The organism is Vibrio sp. SCSIO 43153, from assembly GCF_023716625.1.
GTDB classification, from domain to species: Bacteria; Pseudomonadota; Gammaproteobacteria; order Enterobacterales; family Vibrionaceae; genus Vibrio; species Vibrio rotiferianus.
In genome coordinates, this window is sequence record NZ_CP071856.1 from 1,035,402 (window position 1) to 1,055,216 (window position 19,815).

At 45.7% G+C, this 19,815-nt stretch carries 17 protein-coding genes; 12 read left to right on the forward strand and 5 right to left on the reverse strand.

Annotated features, from left to right (window positions below; all coding sequences use genetic code 11):
* Positions 1-68 precede the first annotated feature (68 nt).
* Positions 69-464 carry a GFA family protein gene (locus tag J4N37_RS20795; RefSeq protein WP_010453571.1) on the forward strand — a complete coding sequence of 132 codons (396 nt, stop codon included), beginning with the start codon at positions 69-71 and terminating at the stop codon, positions 462-464.
* 26 nt (positions 465-490) lie between these two features.
* Here J4N37_RS20795 and nhaD read toward each other — a convergent pair whose 3' ends face one another.
* Positions 491-1,921 (reverse strand): sodium:proton antiporter NhaD, encoded by a 1,431-nt coding sequence (nhaD, locus tag J4N37_RS20800; protein WP_138953993.1) that lies wholly within the window; start codon positions 1,919-1,921, stop codon positions 491-493.
* Between the two features lie 439 nt (positions 1,922-2,360).
* On the reverse strand, positions 2,361-3,386 hold the full coding sequence (locus J4N37_RS20805) for an acyltransferase (protein ID WP_252042176.1): 1,026 nt from the start codon (positions 3,384-3,386) through the stop codon (positions 2,361-2,363).
* 252 nt (positions 3,387-3,638) lie between these two features.
* On the opposite strand from J4N37_RS20805, the gene J4N37_RS20810 reads away from it, so the two are divergent.
* Positions 3,639-4,229 (forward strand): TetR/AcrR family transcriptional regulator, encoded by a 591-nt coding sequence (locus J4N37_RS20810; RefSeq protein WP_252042177.1) that lies wholly within the window; start codon positions 3,639-3,641, stop codon positions 4,227-4,229.
* Positions 4,230-4,351: 122 nt separating this feature from the next.
* Complete coding sequence (locus J4N37_RS20815; RefSeq protein ID WP_045383117.1) at positions 4,352-5,206, forward strand: alpha/beta fold hydrolase; 855 nt, start codon at positions 4,352-4,354, stop codon at positions 5,204-5,206.
* A 120-nt stretch (positions 5,207-5,326) separates the two neighbouring features.
* Here the strand turns inward: J4N37_RS20815 and J4N37_RS20820 are convergent, their stop codons facing one another.
* Both J4N37_RS20820 and J4N37_RS20825 read right to left on the reverse strand, forming a co-directional pair.
* Positions 5,327-7,867, reverse strand: a complete 2,541-nt coding sequence (locus tag J4N37_RS20820; RefSeq protein WP_252042179.1) for a glycosyl hydrolase family 18 protein — start codon at positions 7,865-7,867, stop codon at positions 5,327-5,329.
* A 389-nt stretch (positions 7,868-8,256) separates the two neighbouring features.
* Positions 8,257-8,760: a DUF2850 domain-containing protein gene (locus J4N37_RS20825; RefSeq protein ID WP_010453559.1), complete on the reverse strand. Its 504-nt coding sequence runs from the start codon at positions 8,758-8,760 to the stop codon at positions 8,257-8,259.
* Positions 8,761-8,985: 225 nt separating this feature from the next.
* On the opposite strand from J4N37_RS20825, the gene ppnP reads away from it, so the two are divergent.
* A complete protein-coding gene (ppnP, locus tag J4N37_RS20830) occupies positions 8,986-9,270 on the forward strand; it encodes a pyrimidine/purine nucleoside phosphorylase (protein ID WP_010453558.1) in 285 nt (94 codons plus the stop codon).
* A gap of 146 nt (positions 9,271-9,416) precedes the next feature.
* The gene (locus tag J4N37_RS20835) at positions 9,417-9,698 is read left to right on the forward strand and encodes a hypothetical protein (protein WP_010453556.1); all 282 of its coding nucleotides are present in this window, start codon (positions 9,417-9,419) and stop codon (positions 9,696-9,698) included.
* Positions 9,699-9,751: 53 nt separating this feature from the next.
* Here the strand turns inward: J4N37_RS20835 and J4N37_RS20840 are convergent, their stop codons facing one another.
* Entirely contained in the window at positions 9,752-10,945 is a 1,194-nt protein-coding gene (locus J4N37_RS20840) for a GGDEF domain-containing protein (protein ID WP_252042180.1), read from the reverse strand.
* Between the two features lie 507 nt (positions 10,946-11,452).
* On the opposite strand from J4N37_RS20840, the gene J4N37_RS20845 reads away from it, so the two are divergent.
* The 7 genes from J4N37_RS20845 to J4N37_RS20875 all read left to right on the forward strand — a co-directional run bounded on the left by J4N37_RS20845 (position 11,453) and on the right by J4N37_RS20875 (position 19,772).
* Positions 11,453-12,748, forward strand: a complete 1,296-nt coding sequence (locus J4N37_RS20845) for a carbohydrate porin (protein ID WP_252042181.1) — start codon at positions 11,453-11,455, stop codon at positions 12,746-12,748.
* 342 nt (positions 12,749-13,090) lie between these two features.
* On the forward strand, positions 13,091-14,095 hold the full coding sequence (locus tag J4N37_RS20850; RefSeq protein ID WP_010453548.1) for a LacI family DNA-binding transcriptional regulator: 1,005 nt from the start codon (positions 13,091-13,093) through the stop codon (positions 14,093-14,095).
* 22 nt (positions 14,096-14,117) lie between these two features.
* Positions 14,118-15,365, forward strand: a complete 1,248-nt coding sequence (locus J4N37_RS20855) for an ABC transporter substrate-binding protein (RefSeq protein ID WP_252042182.1) — start codon at positions 14,118-14,120, stop codon at positions 15,363-15,365.
* Between the two features lie 62 nt (positions 15,366-15,427).
* A complete protein-coding gene (locus J4N37_RS20860; RefSeq protein ID WP_010453544.1) occupies positions 15,428-16,417 on the forward strand; it encodes a carbohydrate ABC transporter permease in 990 nt (329 codons plus the stop codon).
* A 1-nt stretch (position 16,418) separates the two neighbouring features.
* On the forward strand, positions 16,419-17,303 hold the full coding sequence (locus J4N37_RS20865) for a carbohydrate ABC transporter permease (protein WP_009706754.1): 885 nt from the start codon (positions 16,419-16,421) through the stop codon (positions 17,301-17,303).
* Between the two features lie 25 nt (positions 17,304-17,328).
* Positions 17,329-18,678: a GH1 family beta-glucosidase gene (locus J4N37_RS20870; protein WP_252042183.1), complete on the forward strand. Its 1,350-nt coding sequence runs from the start codon at positions 17,329-17,331 to the stop codon at positions 18,676-18,678.
* Complete coding sequence (locus J4N37_RS20875) at positions 18,678-19,772, forward strand: ABC transporter ATP-binding protein (protein ID WP_252042185.1); 1,095 nt, start codon at positions 18,678-18,680, stop codon at positions 19,770-19,772. Before J4N37_RS20870 ends, J4N37_RS20875 begins: the two co-directional genes overlap by 1 nt.
* Positions 19,773-19,815: the final 43 nt, after the last annotated feature.

Genomic DNA, 19,815 nt, shown 5'->3' on the forward strand with positions numbered 1-19,815 from the left:
CAGATGTTAACTGTTTAACAGACTTTACACATTAAACTGAGCGAACACGGAAGGAACAAGGAAAAGTCATGATTAAACAAGTGGGTAGCACCACAATTCAGCCTTTGCATAAGCTCTCTTGTCACTGTGGAAAAGTGCAAATCGAACTGTCGTTACCGAATGGAATCGAGAAGCCTCGGCGCTGTGATTGCTCCATGTGTCGACGTCGTGGTGCGATTGCGGCGTCGGTACCTTTGAATGGGATTCGCATCATTCAAGGTGAGGAAGCACTCAAGCTTTATCAATTTAATACCAATACGGCTAAGCATTTCTTTTGTGGTGAATGTGGCATTTATACTCACCATCAGCGCCGCTCTAACCCAAGCGAATACGGTTACAACGTTGGCTGTTTAGAAGGTGTAAACCCATATGAATTGGGAGAGATAGAAGTAATGGATGGCGTAAACCACCCATCAGACCGATAAGAATTCTTAGAATCGATTAAGGCAGTTTAAGTAAACAAACTGCCATTCATCCATAGGTGCGCGGCAATACTTGCAGCATAACCCAGAGCAATAACGGGTGCCCATTTGAGGTGCCCGAAGAAGGTGTATTGCCCTCTTGCTGCCCCCATGAGTGCTACGCCAGCAGCAGAACCAATCGACAGCAAGCTACCACCGACACCCGCAGTGAGAGTCACGAGTAGCCAGTTACCCATCGACATGCTTGGGTCCATGGTCAAGACAGCAAACATCACCGGAATGTTATCGACGATCGCGGAAAGGATACCCACCATAATATTTGCCCAAATTGGGTTCCACTCGGTATACATCACGTTAGAAACCAATCCTAGGTAGCCAAGTAAACTAAGCCCACCGACACACATTACCACGCCATAGAAGAACAACAGAGTGTCCCACTCGGCACGAGATATACGATTGAATACGTCAAATGGTACTACCGATCCTAGCCGTTTCAACGCGTAATCATCACCATTGGCAATCGCCATTGCAGCTTTTTTGGCAAGAGAATGTTTGAGCGTTTTACGCAGGAAGTAGCCGAAAAATTGTAGATAGGCGAGTCCCATCATCATGCCGACCACGGGAGGGAAGTGCAAAACAGCATGGAAGGAAACCGCTGTCGCAATGGTTAGGATAAACAAACCAACGATGCGCCTTGCACCTCGCTTAAGTTCAATGTGTTCGTGAACCGTATCTGGCTTCGTATTTGGTACAAACAACGACATGATGAAAGCAGGAATGACGTAGTTGATCAGTGAAGGTACAAACAGCGGCATAAATTCAGCGAAGCTGACGTGCCCTGCCTGCCAGACCATCAGAGTAGTAATGTCACCAAACGGGCTAAACGCCCCACCGGCGTTGGCAGCAATGACGATATTGATACATGCAAGATTGACAAAGCGGGGATTATCACCTGAAACCTTCATCACCACTGCACACATCAAAAGGGCGGTCGTTAAGTTGTCTGCGATAGGGGAAATCACAAACGCTAAGCTTCCCGTTAACCAAAATAGTTTTTTAAAGTTAAAGCCTTTTCCGACCATCCACGCTTGTAGTGCGTCAAACAGTCTGCGCTCTTCCATTGCGTTGATGTAAGTCATCGCCACCAGTAGGAACAATAAAAGTTCAGCGTATTCCAAAAGGTTGTGTTCCAGTGCGGCTTTGGCGATGTCTGCTTGGTTGTGCTGGGCAAAGGTGTAACCAATCAAGATCCAAATTAACCCTGCAGCGAGCAACACGGGTTTAGACTTTCGCATTTGCAGGTATTCTTCCAGCATCACCAGAATGTAGGCAATGGTGAAGAAAATGAGCGCGGCATAGCCGACGGTGGAATTGACGAGATTAAGATCACTGGTCGCAGCTGCAAATGTAGAGCTAGAAAACATCAAACAGCAAAACGCGACAATTGGATAGATTGGCATAGACATTTCTCCTTGTCCGACTGGAGAAATTTTAGCCACATATTAGAGGGTTAAGTGTGAGAAAGCTCGAATTAACGATAGGAGTTTTGAATTGATGTAGCTTGCGCCACTACTTTCTGAGTGACGCAATACTTGCCGCGCCAAATAGGATTGCAGCAGCATATAAACCATAGGTTAACCAATGGCTAATTTCTAAAAAAGGAACGAGTCCTTGACCTGCCCACATACAGCCTCCGTTTAATGAGCACGTTGTTGATGTCGAATGAATCTAAAGTAAATGAACAATGTTTTTTGTGAGTGATAGCAAATTACGCAGTATTAGAAATGATAATTTTGATGAGTGAGAGAGAGCTCTCATTTTTGATTGGCTTGCTTTACCCCTTAAGTGTTAGAGGTGTATCTATGCCCAAGCACCTTGAGGTTACTTGGGCATACGGACTCAGCGGAGTAATAGTTTTTGTAGTGGTGTTGCTTCAATAGCCTTTACAAGCAGCAGTGTCACCACAATCGTTGCTGGATAAATAAAGGCGTCTTTGGCTAGGTTTTCCAACCCTAATATACCTGCGACGTTCATCATCATGATGATCACCAATAAGTGGCTCACGTAGATGCCTAGAATGCTAGGTGACCACTTAAACACCCACGGCATATTGCCAAAGTTTGGATGTGCAAGAAGCCACATGAATACGCCTAAAGCCCAAATCACCGTGCCAAATAAGAAGTCGTGTGAGTTAAAGGCGATCTCGTAATCCATTAAGTAATAGGCTTCGGCAAAGTGCAGTGCCATACCGATAAGAATCAAACGAATGGTGTTATTGCGTGACCATCGCCATTGATGTTGTCTCGCTAAATAACCAAGCACCACCAACAAAGTACTGAAGAACGGACCATTACGAGTGAAGAATGGGGCTGGTAGCTCTGTGAGCGTGATGTAACTGCCGGCGAATACACCATAGACATAAAGCAATACTGCTGTGGGAAGTAGTAGCTGTGTCATGCCAATTCGAACCAGAAATGCAATAAATGCCACCGCAATCACAAGGGCTGGTAGGAACCATAAATGGACTAAGCCACCCTCCAATAGCGAATTAATTGGGTTCGACATTAGATAACCCCAGTAACCCTGTCGCTCAGTGAGATAACCTACTTCAGCAACTACTTGCCAACGGAAGGGAACTAACAAACAGATCGCACTCCAAACCAGCCATATCTTAAGCAGAGGTTTGGCGTAGTTTTTCAGTGTTTCAACAGGATGTGTGCTGAGCTTAGGTTGGATTAGATAGCCGGAGATGAGGAAAAAAAGTGGCACAGCAAAGCGAGCCAACTGGTTGAGTATGTACCCAATCCAAGGCACTCCATCCCACTGCCAATAAGTGAGAGCCATCTGACAGTGAAGCCCAACGATCGCAAACATTGCGATGATCCGAGCGAACTCTAAACTGGCAATTTTCTTTGTGGTTGCCATAAATACTTACCTAAAAAGTGAAAAATCGCTGAGAAATTAGCAGCTAATAGCCCACTCATCGTGGTAAAAAATCAACTCATGTGCAATTGATGGTAACCAGTTTCCGAAATTCAGACCCATCTCAAATTTCGAAAATTTGTATTCATTGAGTTGCTCAATGTATTGCGAACGAGAGTGTGCCTGATCGTAATAGTTGGTTTGACCAGTAAACTTAACATTGAAAAATAGGACGATCGTGCTAAAAATGGTGTTATGAAAAAAGGAAAAGTAACCAAAGAGCTCATACTGCAGCGCGCGTTCCAACTGGCGAGTGAAAACGGCTTGGAAAGTCTCACCATTGGTGAGCTCGCAAAGCAGTGTGGTATGTCGAAAAGTGGCTTGTTTGCTCACTTCAATTCCAAGTTGAACCTTCAACTGTCGGTGTTGGAATTTGCCAATCAAGTATTCGCTGAGCGCGTAATTGCGCCTGCGCGCGAGTTAGGCGATAGCAACATTGAGCGTAAAGTACGTGGCTTGTTGGACACTTGGATGACGTGGAATCACTCTTTTCAAGGCAGCTGTATGTTCCTTGATGCTTGGAACGACACCGCAGAAGAAGGCTGTGCGTTGCAAGCAGCATTGCGCAAATCGATTGATACTTGGTTGAATTACTTAGAAATTCAGATCAAGAAAGGTAAAGAAAACCAAGAGTTTGTCGTCGATTTAGACACGCGGCAAGCGACCTTTGATTTGTACGGGCAGTACTTAAGTGCACACGTATTTTACTCGATCAAAGGGCAAGAAGAGAGCCAGAGACTGTTCTGGCAGGGCATCGATAACTTGTTTACTCGATGGAAGCGCTAACCCCGCGGTAACGGGTATAGTAAAAGATTCAAAATGAAGAGCGACAACGAGCGCTCTTTCTTATCAGCATAAAAAGCACGACCGTTCTATTTTGTGCAAAGCTGATAGTTAAGGAAATGATCATGAGTGAGAAAATTTACTTCAATACTTCGCAGAAATTCAGTGTTAAACGCAGCTTGGTCAACATCAGTACCCGCCTGCATCACACGTTGGCGCCGTCACATGCAAAAAAGACCGCGCGTAAACTGCTGCTTACTCCCGCTCGTACTCAGCCAAAAAATGTCGAGCCACAGGGGCTTATCAAAAGCGAAGTGCAAGGTCATGCCGGTGCAATTAAAACCTATCAGCTTGGTAGCGGTCCGGTATGGGTTTTGACTCACGGCTGGTCAGGAACTGCGAGTCAGTTCTACCCGTTGATGGAGCATATTGCGGCATCGGGTTACACGGCATTAGCGTACGATCATCCTGCTCATGGTGAGAGTGAGGGACAATACGGACATATTCCTGCGTTTGTGTGCGGTCTTGAAGATGTATTAGATTCTGTCGATGAGGTTGCAGGTTTGGTGGGGCACAGCATGGGTACCGCTTCAGCGCTAGAGTGCCGCCACAGTAAATTAGAAAACAAGCCTTTGCTGTTGATCGCGCCAGTGCTTAACTACGTTGAAAACCTATTTGGCAGCATTGCACGTTCGGGTTACTCAATGAAGTTATTCAAAGCGGTGGTTTCGGAAGTGGAAGACCAGTTTGGCTACCCATTGCAATCTATTGACCCGGAGAGGCGCTTAGCTGAGCGAGAAGCAAAAACTATTATTGTTCATGATGAGCAGGATAAGTTCACCAAACACAGCGTGTCTGCCAAAGCGGCGGACGAGATTGAACGAGTGGAACTGGTTACCACGCAGGGCCAAGGCCATGGTCGTGTGATGAAGTGTGATGAGGTATTCCAGAGTTTCGACCGTTTAATTGAAGCGAGCTGATCATTAAAGAGTGTTGAATAAATTCTGTTAGAACAACAAAGGACAGCCGAAGCTGTCCTTTTCTTGTTTTGACAATATTCAAAGCGAGTGATGTTGAATCACAACGCTTTTTAGTAGTGCTTAGTTACAGTTAGCTGGACCAACTTCTTTCCAAACACCCCATTCGCCAGATTGGCTAGGATCTTGGCCTTGAGTCCACCATTTCGCTTCCCAAGTCATACCAGCGTGTGTCACTTGGTCACCGCCAGTGTAAACCGCTGCTGCATCCCAAGCGTTAGTACAAGTGCCACCACCTGTGCTGTGCTTAGATACAACAACGGTTGCACTTGCTGAAGACGCTGCCTGACCATCGCTCACGCTGACAGTGAAACTTAAGCTTGTGTCTTGTGAGTATTCTGCTGCTGTGAACGTCACTTTCGCGCCGTTAACTGTTGCGTTTAGACCTTGAGGTAGCGTCCAATCAAACGTTAGTGTGTCGTTGTCAGCGTCGCTAGAAGCTGAAGCATCAATCACGACTACGTCACCAGCTTTCGCTGTTGCAGGTGCAGAAACTTTTGCAACTGGCGCTGTGTTTGGTGGATCAATCACGCCTGCTGGCTTAACCGTTACTACAACGAGATCAGAAGCGGTAGCGCCTTCGTTATCAGTTACCGTTAGTTTGAACGTTAGCTGCTCTTCTGCAGTCACTTCCGCTACATCAAAGCTTGCTGTCGCAGTGCTCGCGCCAGATAGAGCTACTCCAGTACCTGATACTTGCTCCCAAGCGTAGCTTGCGATTGTGCCATCAGAGTCAGTTGAGTTGCTGCCATCAAGAACAACACTTGCAGGACCTGTTACTGCTTGGTCTGCACCAGCTGCTGCCGTTGGTTTGCGGTTTGGTGGAACAACCACACCACCAGCCATGCCTTCGTGCATTGCGTTAAGGATGTCGCCGTTATCGGCATCAATTTCCCAAGAGAATAGACCTGCTAAACCTAGCGTTTTCGCGTAGTTACCTTTTGCCAATACAGAGCGGTGATCGTCAAATGTAATCAGTTCACCCGTTGAACGGTTCCACACCCAAGGTGCTTCTGCTTGATCATCATAGCCGTATTCAAAGCCGTTAATGCCTGTGTTGTTGGCGCCTAGCATGAATGACTTAATACCTTTGTAGTCAATCACGCCATCTTCCCAAACGCCTTGAGTCGTGCTGCCTTTCAGTTTACCTGTCGCAGTACCTGTCATTGGGTCGTTTGGATCCGTCAGCGTATCCGGTGTTACGCCTTCCCAACCACGACCGTACATTGCCGTACCTAGAACCAGTTTGTTCGCAGGAACGCCTTGCGCTAGGAGAAGTTGGATGCCGTTGTCAGCCGTGTAAGCTGGGCCTTTGTACGGTTCGCCGTTTTCATCAACGCCGCTACCATCACACTGACCAGGACGCATGAATGAGCCACAGTAAAGTGCCGTTTGGTGACCAGGAACGTTGTTCCAACCGCCGTAGAAGTCGTAAGTCATCGCGAAGATGTAATCCATGTATTGCACGGCATCTGCGTAATCAACGTCTTCAATTTTGTCGTAACCAACGCCAATTGCTGAAGTTAGTTCGTAGGTGCGGCCTGTTTCCGCTTCTAGCTCATCCAGCATTGCACGCAGTTCACGCATCAATGCAATGTACGCTGGGCCATCGTTTACTGGGTCGCCTTTATCTGCTGCAGCACCGCCACCACCAGGGAATTCCCAGTCGATATCCACACCGTCGTAGAACTTCCAAGTTTTTAGGAATTTCTTAACTGACGCGACAAATGTGTCACGGTTTTTCTTATCAACGAAGTCGTAGAATGGGTCAGAAAGCGTCCAACCACCGATAGATGGGATGATTTTTAGATCTGGGTTACGTTGCTTCAATGCCATCAGCATTGCGTAGTTACCCTTGATCGGTGTGCTGTATTCATGACCCGCTTGAGCAAAGCTCTTCTGGTATGCTGCCCATGGATCATGGATAACTACTTCATAGTCATTTACACCACGACAGGCGGTTTGTAGAGCGTTGAAGCTGTTACCACCAACCGATTTTACCGACTCGTTTGGACCACAGATTGGGATGAAGCCGTAAAGGATGTGAGTCAAGTTGTCGACAGGCATGTTATCAACTGTGTAATTACGGCCGTAAATACCCCATTCAACAAAGTAAGTACCCATCACAACGCTTGGGTCTGTATTGTAGGTTTTGTTGTTCGGGTCAACATTCATGGTTAGAGGCGGTAAGTGAGAACCGTCGGTATCCGCGATAGTGATCTCTGCTGGTGCGCTCTTAGCACAACCAGTCGCGTCACACGCTTCGATTTCCATTTGGTACAAGCCACCTTGGCCGTATTCAAATGATGCCGTGGTTTGGCTACCAGTGATAGGGCCTGTTGCCACTTTTACGCCATCAAAGTAGATGTTGTAAGTGTCGCCAGAAGTGCCACTCCACTGATTAAATTTCACGTTGATCTTAGCTAGCTCATGGTACTTAACCATGTCGTTGTAGCCAGATGTGGTTTCCATTGCCAGCTCAATTTTAGAAAACTGCAGGTTATTGGAACCGTACATATCGATACTTGGTGCGGTTGGAGCCGCGTGTGCAGCGCTAGAAAGTGCGAGGGCAACCCCTACTGCGCATAGGTTAAATCGAATCATAACTTTTCTCTCAATCCTTGAATTCATGCTCGCGAGTGAGCACAAGCTGTTTCTGCGCAAAGAAAATAGATCACTGCTGTTGATGCGCAAAAACATCATATTCAGCATTTCAGAGTCTTTTTTTTCGTCAAAAAAAATTAAAACGCTTTTCGAGTCACTTGCGAGAACTTTCTATCCATTCAACAGTTTGTTGCAGTCAAAATTGAATATCGAGTCAAGAATTTATAAATTTAATGCAAAGCTATTAATAATTGTTATGTTAATGCCGGTGGTTAAAAAATGAGATGTTTATCAATATTCTTCGCAAAAATAGAGGGGAATCAAAAGGAGGGCGACAGACCTTGAGCTGTTTGGTTAATAGTTCAAGATCTGACTCAATTGAAATGTGGCTATTTGTTGCCAAAGTGCTCACTTAATGCTGCTCGGCGTTTTGATGCTGAGCCAATATCTGAACCTTGAACTGTGTGCTCAAACCCTTTGAGAATAAAACGTTGATCCGGAATTCGGGGTTCAATACGTCGAATTTGAGGAGACAGGTGTGATCCCGAGATTTGATAAACCGTTTTACCCAAGCCTGTATTGAGAGTTATGAGCTTTCCATCAAATTCAAAATTGGTTGCAACAAAGCGATTGTTTCTGAATACGCCATCTGCGGAAAACAGTAATACTTCTGTTTGATAGGGCGGTGCACCAATCTCGATCCATTCTCCATAGATTTTGTCAGGATCGATGTAATCTAAATAAGACAGATGCAATAGGTAGCCAAATATGCCCAAGACCCCGCAAGCAACCGTCAAGAAGATACTCTTGATCAACGCGAACTTATTGCGTTGAAAGAAAGAAGGTGGGGCTTCTTTTTTCTCAATTTTTCTTCGCCGAGTATTTGAGGTCATGGTTCCAATTCCTTTTGGTTTCTTTATATCGTGGAAAGCACAGAGATAAAAAACAAACAATCTCGTCAGTTGAATGTGTGTTTTATGATTCCTTGCCCATTTTTACATTCAGTCACAATAATTTTAACAAGTGTATAGGCCATTTTCATATTGAAGGTAAAAGCTTGAGTGAAGGATAAAAACAAGGTACAACGAAGGCGACGTTATTAAGAGGAACGAAAAATAATGACTATTAAGGAAAATAGCTACTTTGCGGGAATGGTAAAGTCTTTGGGTTTTCAACAAAAAAACCAAGACGTAAGTGTAGGGGTAATGGAAACTGGAGAATATACCTTTGGAACCCAAGCGCCAGAGCGAATGACAGTTATCAAAGGGGCACTGCGCGTTAAGTTAGCGGATGAAAGTGATTGGAATACATATCAATCAGGGGAGTCGTTTGAAGTCGCGGGTAACTCATCATTTGATGTAGAAGTAAAAGACTCAACAGCCTATCTTTGTGAATACCTCTAATGTTGAAAACAGCCACTACTTAGTGGCTGTTTTCTTATCCCTTGTATCGAACTTCCACACACATTTGTGACTCGGTCACTTAACTGTTTGTAACTTAGGTATATACTTATTAATAAACTTACGTTTACAAAACAGAGGGGGCAGATATGGCAGTTCAACCTAAACACTCTGATCTACCTCCACGTTATGAGGCTACAGACTTCACGAAAGATCAGAGACAGCGATATACATCTGTTGCCAATGCAGCAGTAAAGAGGCGTGACTTTTACAAGAAAGCACTAGAAAAGAGTTTGGTTGGAAAGGTCAAGGAGCGAGCTCTTAAGCCTGTAATACAACCTAAGTCTGAAAAGCCCGGAAAAATGCGTCAGGCTATTTGGCTTGTCGTTATGATGGTCGTTGGTCTGTGGTTCATGTATATGTACGCGTAGCTAGGGTCTGTTGCTTTTTCGCGGTTAGATTTTGTTCGGATGGGGACGCCTAGTCATTTCACGGACTTTCTACTTAACGGTGTTACATTTGAGCATTGTGTCATCGTGCCAAGTAGGCTGTGTGATTCCTTGAGTGCTTGGATGTTTTGAGAGCAATCTTCATAGAAAGCGAATCGATTCTTACCTGTGTGTTTAGCGGTGTACATTGCTTTATCTGCGCATCGGGTGAGCTCAGAGAGATCATGTGCATCTTGTCTATAGATAGCGACGCCGACACTCATTGTGATTTCATTTATGGAGTCACAACTGTGGTACCCACCATGAAACAAGTTAACGATGCGAGAGAGGATATTGTTTAGATCCTTTTTGCTCCGTACGTCATAGAGCATGATGACAAATTCATCCCCAGCAAATCTTGCAATAGAATAATCGTATTGGTTTGTGTTTCTGTCTTTGTTTCTAATGCTATTTTTTAGCCGGGTGGCGAAATGCTGTAATACTTGATCACCCACATCATGACCGTAGCTGTCGTTAATTAACTTAAAGTCATCGATATCAAGAAAAACTAAAGCGGTTACTTTATCTCTGCCTTGCGCGTCTACCTCTTCCAGTTTTGATCTTGCCCACTTCTCGAAGCTCCAACGGTTCGCTAGCCCCGTTAGTTGGTCAAGGTATGCGAGCTCTTCAATGCCTTCACGATATAGATTTTGTATGTAAAGTATGACTTTTGAATAGTAATAAGCAAAGGTGTGACAGATAACACTAGCGGCGATCAACGAAAAAACAAATCGTTGGTATGAGTAGCTTTCCCCTTCAAAAATAGATAGAGGAAGGTTGGAAGCAATAATGATTAAACCTACAAATATGCCGTTTAAGATTAATCCTAGTTTAAATTCATTGATGAGAATTAGCGTTGCCAGTATTGGGTATAACCACAATAACTTACCCGTCTCGCTATCGTTATAGAAAAACAGCAGCAGCCCATCACATATTAATAGAGCACTGAGTATCAGATCGGAATGACTATGGCTATCATGGCATCGAATAGCATAACAGTTGATCAAACATCCTAAGGCACAGATGCCATTTAGTACGCTCAACCCATAGCTGCCTTGATTGTAGTGCGCTACCAAGCCGTATGACATAAACATTGACGCGAGAAAAGAGCACATAAAAGTGATCTTCTTTTGGCGAGTTAAGTGAATGTCCGCCATTTCTTCAAGGCGAGCTCCGGCCAGCTTTGACATCAAATATCCTTATAAAGACTTTATTTGGCTTCTTTTATCGATGAATAGGGTTTTTGGATACCCAATGGCTTACCATTTGATGCAGCGGCCACATGGAAAGTCTAGAAGTACTTTGTGTGATGTGTTGAGTATCAGTGGTTAACTGTGAAGGTGGTCATATTTAGCTTGGTGATTTTTGCTCAATCTGTAAATTAATTACCGTTATTGAAATCTTTCACAATACTGAAAAGTTTCAACGGTTCAGATCCATTTGCTCATGAAATACTCGAAAAGGTTGTGATGCAATCATGGGTATTTGATGAAATGAAAGCGATTTCAAATTGTGATTTATCTTTGTTTTACTTTTATCTAGTTGTTTATTAAGGATGAATCTGAAGTTAGGTTTCATGTGTTGTTTCATGTCATTTGGCTCGCTATTGACCTGTGAAGCGGTAGCGGCTTTTCACCCCTTTCATTCCTTAATATCCCTATTGAAATAACAACACATACAAATTTTAGGGATATAAAATGAAAAACTTTAAAGTTTTACCTCTCTCTCTTGCTGTGGCCGCTTCGCTTGCTTCTCTACCTTCTTTTGCTGCTGATGCCGATGTTGATGCATTAGAAAAACGTATCCAAGAGCTGGAAACGAAACTGGAAACGGGCTACGTCTTTGATCAGCAACCAGCCGTTCTCTCTTCTGAAACAGAAGTCCCACTTGGAATTGTTTTCTCAGGCTACGCTCGCTACGGAGCGGGTTATCAAGGCAGTGATGCTCTGACCGTTGGTACCGCGGGCGCGTTGAACTCGAATGCGACTGGTCGTCTTGGTAATGAACAAAACGGTGGTGAATTCCAGTTAGCAAAAGCATTCAAGAGCGATGGTGGTGCGATTTGGGATTTGGTCTTCATGTTAGATCACTGGGCGGACGCTTCATGGGCTGACGATGGCGGTGTAAACGTGAAGAAGATGTATGCTGGAGCTTCTAATTTATTTGAATCCCAACCTGATTTGTATGTGTGGGCAGGTCGTGATTTCCACCAACGTCCTCAAACAGACCTAAACGACTACTTCTGGATGATGCACGATGGCCAAGGTGGTGGTTTCTATAACCTAGACTTAGGCGGCGTGAAGTTTGACTTCAGTGCAGTAGGTCAAGTGGAAGGTGACATGGTGGGAGACAATGGCCGTTATGCACTGACCAGTAAACTACACGGTATCCAGCTAGGTGAATCTGCAAATCTCAGTGTTTATGCGAACTACGGTTTTGCGTCTGAAAAACTAAAAGATGAGGATGTGGGCGATGTTACCGCTTACCAAGTGGCAGGTGAACTATCTGCTGCAGGCCAACGTTTGATTGTTCGTTACTCAGACAATGCAAAAGACAGTGTGTTTGACTTAGCTGAAGACCAAACCGCGTTATTAGTGAGCTTTGATGGTAGTACCTCAATCACAGACAAAGCGGGTATTCAATACTTAGCGGCATACCAGTCATTGGAAGTAGAAGGCAATGAAAGCCGTGTGAACTACAACGCGATTGTTCGCCCTACTTACCAATGGAACGATATTCACTCTACTTGGCTGGAAGCTGGCTACAGCGTGGTGGATTACGATGATATTGACGCTACTAATAGCTCTTGGAAAATGACTCTATCGCAAAATATGGCAATCGGTCCTGAAACCTGGTCTCGTCCAATGCTACGTTTCTACGCAACAGTCGGTAATGCAGACAACGAATACACAGGCTTTGATTCCAATGGCGACAAGGTGGCAACCGATGTAGATACTCTAACGGTTGGTGCAATGTTCGAAGCGTGGTGGTAAGCCACACCTAGTTAACTACTGTCCATGTAAAGATGGTAAACACTTAAGGCAGAAGTATCAGGTGTTTACCATCCATTCATCTCTTAACTCTTATGTTTTTGCCTCCCTCGTGGAGGCTTTTTTTCGTTAAAAGGCTGCGGTCTGTGTTGTCTCATGAAACAGTTTCATGGGTGAAAAGAAAACTGCAAGTAGCCTCATTATTTATCAAATTACTCAATTTAGCCCCAAACTTGTTGTGAACTCTCTCACGCTAACCATCCAATGGATATTGAATAATTGCTTTATGAAAGCGGTTTCGAGAGTAATGAAACTCGTGATGTGCAGTCAGTAAAGAGGTTTCTTGTGGCGACGATTAAAGATGTATCTGAATACGCTGGCGTTTCTCAGGCTACGGTTTCTAGGGTCGTAAATGGCTCATGCCGAGTTAGCCATGACAAAAAGCTAAAAGTCGAAAAAGCAATCAAAGAGCTAGGGTATCGTCCCAACTCTATTGCACAAGCACTAGCATCCAGCCGCACTGGCAGCATCGGTATCATCGTTCCTGAATTGGGTGGCCCATTTTACTCAGGCATTTTGCACAGTATTGAAGAGCGTCTGCGCCGCATGGGTTACCACGTGGTTGTGACGGCAGGCTCCAACACGGAACAAAGTCAGCGTGAATCGGTAGAGTTTCTGCTTGGACGCCGAGTGGACGCTATGATTCTGCACACACAGAGTCTTTCAGATGATTATTTGATCGATCTAGATAGCAAGGGGATACCGGTGGTTTTAGTCAACCGTTATATCCCTGAAATGGCACACAGCTGTATCGAGATTGATAACGAATTTGGTGGCCGAATGGCGACCGAATACTTGTTGCGAATGGGGCATCGCAACATTGCATGTATAACCGGACCTCTGGACAGATCTGACGCACGGGGGCGTCTACAAGGTTACCGCAAGGCTCTTGAAGAAGCGGAAATCGCGTATGACGAAGCGTTAGTGTCCGAGGCCGGTTTTACAGAAGAATCTGGCATCAGTGCTATGCGTAAATTGCTTAAACGTGAAAGCGGTTTCACTGCAGTATTTGCGTGTAATGATCACATGGCATTTGGTGCTTATGAAGTCTTAAAAGCAGAAGGAATATTGGTGCCTGAGCAAATCTCGCTTGTCGGGTTTGATGACATCTTATTTGCACGTTACCTAACGCCAGCCCTTACCACGGTTAACTTCCCTATAGAACAGATGAGCGCAGAGGCGGTGCAACTTGTCATCCAAGCGCTGAACAAGAACAAACGTGATGTGAACTTCAAACTCACTCCTAACTTAGTGCCAAGAAGTTCGGTCAAGGAACTGAATACTCTCTAGAACAATAATTAAGGACAACAACATGAAACTGAAAACTTTGACGCTTGCCATGACTGCTGCACTTGGTGTTGCTGCGACGGTAAACGCTGCCGACGAAACTAAAATCCGCTTCGATGGCTTTCCTGACTTCGATAGTAGCTTGAAAGTTCTACTACCTGATTTTGAGAAAGAGACGGGTATTAAAGTTGATTACCTAATGAATAATCATGGCGACCACCATACGAAGCTGACAACCAACTTGGCGACGGGTTCTGGTGCAGGTGATGTGATTGTTGTTGATGTAGAGAAGATTGGCCCATTTGTGGCGTCAGGCGGTTTGGTGAACTTGTCTGAGAATTATGGCGCTGATAAGCACGCAGAGAGCTTTGCTCCTTACGCATGGGCGCAAGGCAAAGGTGCCGACGGTGATGTGTACGGCATGCCTGTCGATTTAGGTCCTGGCGTTATGTACTACCGCACAGACATCTTTGAAAAAGCGGGCATTGATATTAACGAAGCGATCAAAGATTGGGATTCTTATATCGCCGCAGGTGAAACGCTGAAAAAGCAAAATGTACAGCTAATCGCTTCGGCAGCTGATGTGGCACAAGCGATCATCTTCACTACAGTTCCTGAAGGTGAAGGTCTGTACTTCGACAAAGATGGCAACCCAGTTGTGACTTCTGAGCGCTTTGTGCACGCATTCGAAGTGGCAAAAGAGATCCGTGACAAAGGCTTGGACGGTCGTATTCTGGCGTGGTCAAACGAATGGTACGAAGGCTTCCGTAACGGCACATTTGCCACTCAGCTTTCTGGTGCTTGGCTACTTGGTCACCTAAACAACTGGATTGCGCCAGAAACAGCAGGCAGCTGGGGCGTGTCTAACCTTCCTGATGGTATTTACGGAAGCTGGGGGGGCTCATTCCTATCGATTCCAACCCAATCTAAACACCAAGATGAAGCGTGGAAGCTGATCGAATACATGACAACCAAGCGTGATATTCAGCTTCAACACTTCGAAACCATTGCAGCATTCCCTGCTAACACCACGACTTACGACGACCCAATGTTCGAAGAGAAAATCGAATTCCTAGGTGGTCAGCAAGCACGCCTATTGTTTGCTGAAGTGGCGCAGAACATCAAGCCAGTGGCACCAGCGAAAGGCGATCACGTTGCTCGTTCAATCATCTTAGAAAACGCACTGATGGAAGTGCTGGATGAAGGTAAAGACATTAAGACAGCGCTTAAAGAAGCTGAGCGCATGATTAAACGTCGTACGCGTAATCTGTAATTTTTGCCAATACTTAAGGCAAGGAGGGGGCATGTCCCCCTTCTAGGTAAGAGGTCGTTACTATGAATCAGGCAGCGAGCAAGGTTATGGAAACATCACAGCGTGAGAGCATTTTTTCTCGTCTAAATTTGAAAGCGCTTACACCGTATGGATTCCTATTGCCGTTTTTGATTATCTTTTCAGTGTTCGGAATTTTTCCGTTGCTGTTTTCTATTTTTCTTTCTTTTCATGAGTGGAACCCAGTCGAGGGTTTGGGGGCAATGGACTATGTGGGGTTCGAAAACTACCACATTGCTCTGACAGACCCGTGGTTGTGGCGCTCACTGAAAAACACGCTTTGGCTAGCCATCACATCAGGTGTGGCTCAGCACTTAGTTGCTTTACCTGTGGCGTACATCTTGGTGTCGCTGGGTGACCGTTTCCGTCATTGGCTGACATCGGCGTACTTCCTACCGTTCATTACATCTACGGTGGCAGCGTCGCTTATCTTCTTCAACATGTACTCGCCAAACTCGGGCATCATCAACCAAAGCTTGATGGCACTGGCAGACAGCACCTTGTTTGGTTGGGCATTCTCTTGGGTGAACGACTTCCAGCCAATCCGTTGGTTAGATGACGCGACCATGGTGAAGCCTTCCATCGCCATCATGGTGTTCTGGAAATACACCGGTTTCAACATCGTGTTGTACACCACCGGCTTAATGACGATTCCTAAAGACATCCTAGAAGCGGCACGTATGGACGGTGCAAACGCATGGCGTCGATTCTGGAGCATTTCACTACCAATGATTCGTCCATTCATCTTCTTTGCGGTCACCATGACCATCATCGGTAACTTGCAGTTGTTCGAAGAACCATTTGTTCTAACGCGCGGTACTGGTGGTACGGGTCAGTCTGGCTTAACCATCTCTATGTACCTCTACAAAGTGGGTTGGGAATGGTTAGAAATGGGTACAGCGTCAGCAATTTCATGGCTGCTCTTTACCTTGATTGCAGGCTGTACAGCGGTTCAATTCTTCTTCTTCGGTAAGAAAGGTCTAGGGGAGCAATAAGATGAGTACTAACACTTTACCTGCGGCGCAGCGTTGGCGTCCAAGCGATCGCAGCATCGAGATCTTCACCAAAGTATTGATGGTGATGCTCGGCTCCGTACTGATTGTTTCTGCCATCATGACGGTATTCCCGTTCATTTGGTCGGCGTTACTTTCAACCCGTGACCGTACCGAAATTTTTGGTACAGGCATCAGCTTTGCCATTGGTGATAGTTTAGCAGTCAACTACGCCAAGCTATTGGAAATTATGCCTTTCTGGCAGGCGATGTTTAACTCCATCTACATCGCGTTCCTAGGCACCACGATCTCATTGCTATTTTGTAGCATGGGTGGCTATGCGTTTGCAGTCTACAAGTTCAAAGGTAAAAACGTGTTGTTTGGTATGTTGGTTGGCTCGATGATGATTCCACCAGTATTGAGTCTGATCCCTTACTTTATGATCGTGAAGTTCCTTGGTTTGCTCGATAACCACTTAGCGGTTTGGCTACCGTTCACCACCACGCCATTTGGTATTTTCTTGATGCGTCAGCACGTGGTGGCATCGATCCCGAAAGAGTTGTTAGAAGCAGCGAAGCTAGATGGTGCAGGTGAATTCCGAACTTACTGGAGCGTGGTATTGCCACTGATGAAACCGGCGCTCGCGACGCTTGCTATCGTGCAGTTCGTCTTCTTCTGGAACATGTTCATGCAACCATTGGTAGTACTGACGACGCCAGAGAACTACGTGATTACTCAGGCACTGCGAAGCGTGCAGGGCATTCCAAATACGCCTTGGGGCGCGGTGATGCTAGGCACTACTATCTCCATTCTCCCGTTAGTAATTACTTACTTATTTGCTTCGAAACAGATGATTAGCGGTCTGACATCAGGCGCTGTTAAAGGTTAAGAGAAATTTAAGGCATAAAAATATAATGAATAAATTCCAATTACCCCAAGATTCTAAAATGCGCCGCCCGGAGTTCCTATTTGGTGTTGCGACCTCGTCTTACCAAATTGAAGGAGGCGCACAACTTGGCGGACGCACACCATCGATTTGGGATACGTTCTGCAACAAACCAGGCGCCGTCGACAATGCTGATAACGGTGATGTGGCGTGTGATCACTTTCATTTATGGAAACAAGACATTGAGATGATTCAAGGTCTTGGTGTGGATGCCTACCGTCTTTCGATGGCATGGCCTCGTATCCTGCCAGAAGATGGCAAGGTGAATAAAGAAGGGCTGAAGTTCTACGAACAAATCATCGATGAATGTCATGCTCGCGGTTTGAAAGTGTTTGTCACTCTTTATCACTGGGACCTGCCTCAATACCTTGAGGATAAAGGTGGCTGGCTTAACCGTGAAACGGCTTACAAGTTTGCAGAGTATGCTGATGTAGTTAGTGCTTACTTCGGTGACAAGATTGATTCTTACGCAACACTGAACGAACCTTTCTGTTCTGCTTACCTAGGTTACCGTTGGGGTGAGCATGCGCCAGGTATCAAAGGTGAGCGTGAAGGTTTCTTGTCAGCACACCATCTGATGTTAGCTCATGGCTTGGCGATTCCACACATGCGTAAGAACGCACCAAATACAATGCACGGTTGTGTGTTCAATGCTACGCCTGCATACCCATACACAGAGGCAGACGCGGAAGCAGCAGAGTACAGCGATGCAGAAGGTTACCACTGGTTTATGGACCCAGTGTTGAAAGGGACATACCCAGAAACCGTACTTAAGCGTCAAGCGCACAATATGCCGATGATTCTAGAGGGTGACCTCGATATCATCCGTACTGACCTAGACTTCATTGGCATCAACTTCTATACCCGTTGTGTAGTGCGATTTGATGCGAACGGCATGCTAGAGAGCATTCCTCAACCAGAAGCAGAGCATACGTTTATTGGTTGGGAAATCTACCCACAAGCACTCACCGATCTATTGCTTCGTCTAAAAGCGCGTTACTCAAATCTACCGCCACTGTACATCACTGAAAACGGCGCGGCGGGTGATGATCACCATGTTGCTGGTCAAGTGAATGATGAGCAGCGTGTACGCTACTTCCAATCGCATTTAGAAGCGCTGGATGAAGCGATCAAAGCAGGGGTAAATGTGAATGGTTACTTCGCCTGGAGCCTAATGGATAACTTCGAGTGGGCGTATGGCTACAAACAACGTTTTGGCATCGTGCACGTTGACTACCAAACTCAAGAGCGCACCTTAAAGCAGAGTGCGATTGCGTACCGAAACATGCTGCTAGAGCGAGCTGAGGAGAACAAATAATGGCTAAAGTAGAATTCAAAAACATCAAAAAATCTTACGATGATGTGGAAGTCGTCAAGCACTTCGACTTTACCGTGCAAGATGGCGAATTCGTGGTTTTCCTTGGACCGTCTGGTTGTGGTAAATCGACCACACTGCGTATGTTGGCAGGTTTAGAGAGCATCACAGCCGGTGAGATTTACGTTGGCGATAAGCTGATGAATAAAATCGACGCCAAAGACCGTGACCTTGCGATGGTGTTCCAAAGCTACGCGCTTTACCCACACATGACGGTCTACGAGAACATCGCCTTTGCGCTTAAGCTAAAGGGCATGCCGAAAGATCAAATCGACGTTGAAGTGCGCAAAGCGGCGAAAATGCTGGAGCTGGACGCGCTGTTGGATCGTAAGCCAAAAGAGCTGTCTGGTGGCCAGCGTCAACGTGTGGCGATGGGACGTGCGATGGTGCGTACGCCAAAAGTATTCTTGTTTGATGAGCCATTGTCTAACCTTGATGCCAAGCTGCGTGGTGTGATGCGTGAAGAGATCAAACACCTTCATCGCGAACTGAAAACGACGACGATTTACGTAACCCACGACCAGATTGAAGCGATGACATTGGCGGATCGTATCGTGATTCTGAAAGATGGTTATGTGGCTCAGGTGGGCACGCCAACTGCAGTGTTCCAACGCCCAGCAAACAAGTTCGTGGCACAGTTCATTGGTAACCCATCAATGAACATGCTAGATGCGAAGCTAGTGGGTGAAGAAGGCAACTGGGAAGTCGAACTGGGTGATGTTCGTATTCCTCTGCCAGAGCGTTTTAAAGCCCATGCATCTAAGAACCTAGCGCTGCACTTTGGTGTTCGTCCGACGGACATTCATTTGCGTTCAGAGCAAGTGGATCACGACCGCGTACTGCCGTTCCCGGTGAAAATCAAAGATAAAGAGCTATTGGGTGCGAGTATTCTGTTGAAGACAGAAATCGCTGGTCAGCCATTGATGGTGGAAACGCAAGCGGCTGAAGTGGATGTGGATACGCTGACTCTATACTTGGATTTGGATGCAATTCACCTATTTGATGCGTTGAGTGAAAACTCTCTAGCAACATTCTAATCTGACATATGAAAGCCAGTGCGCTTAAGGCGTGCTGGCTAAT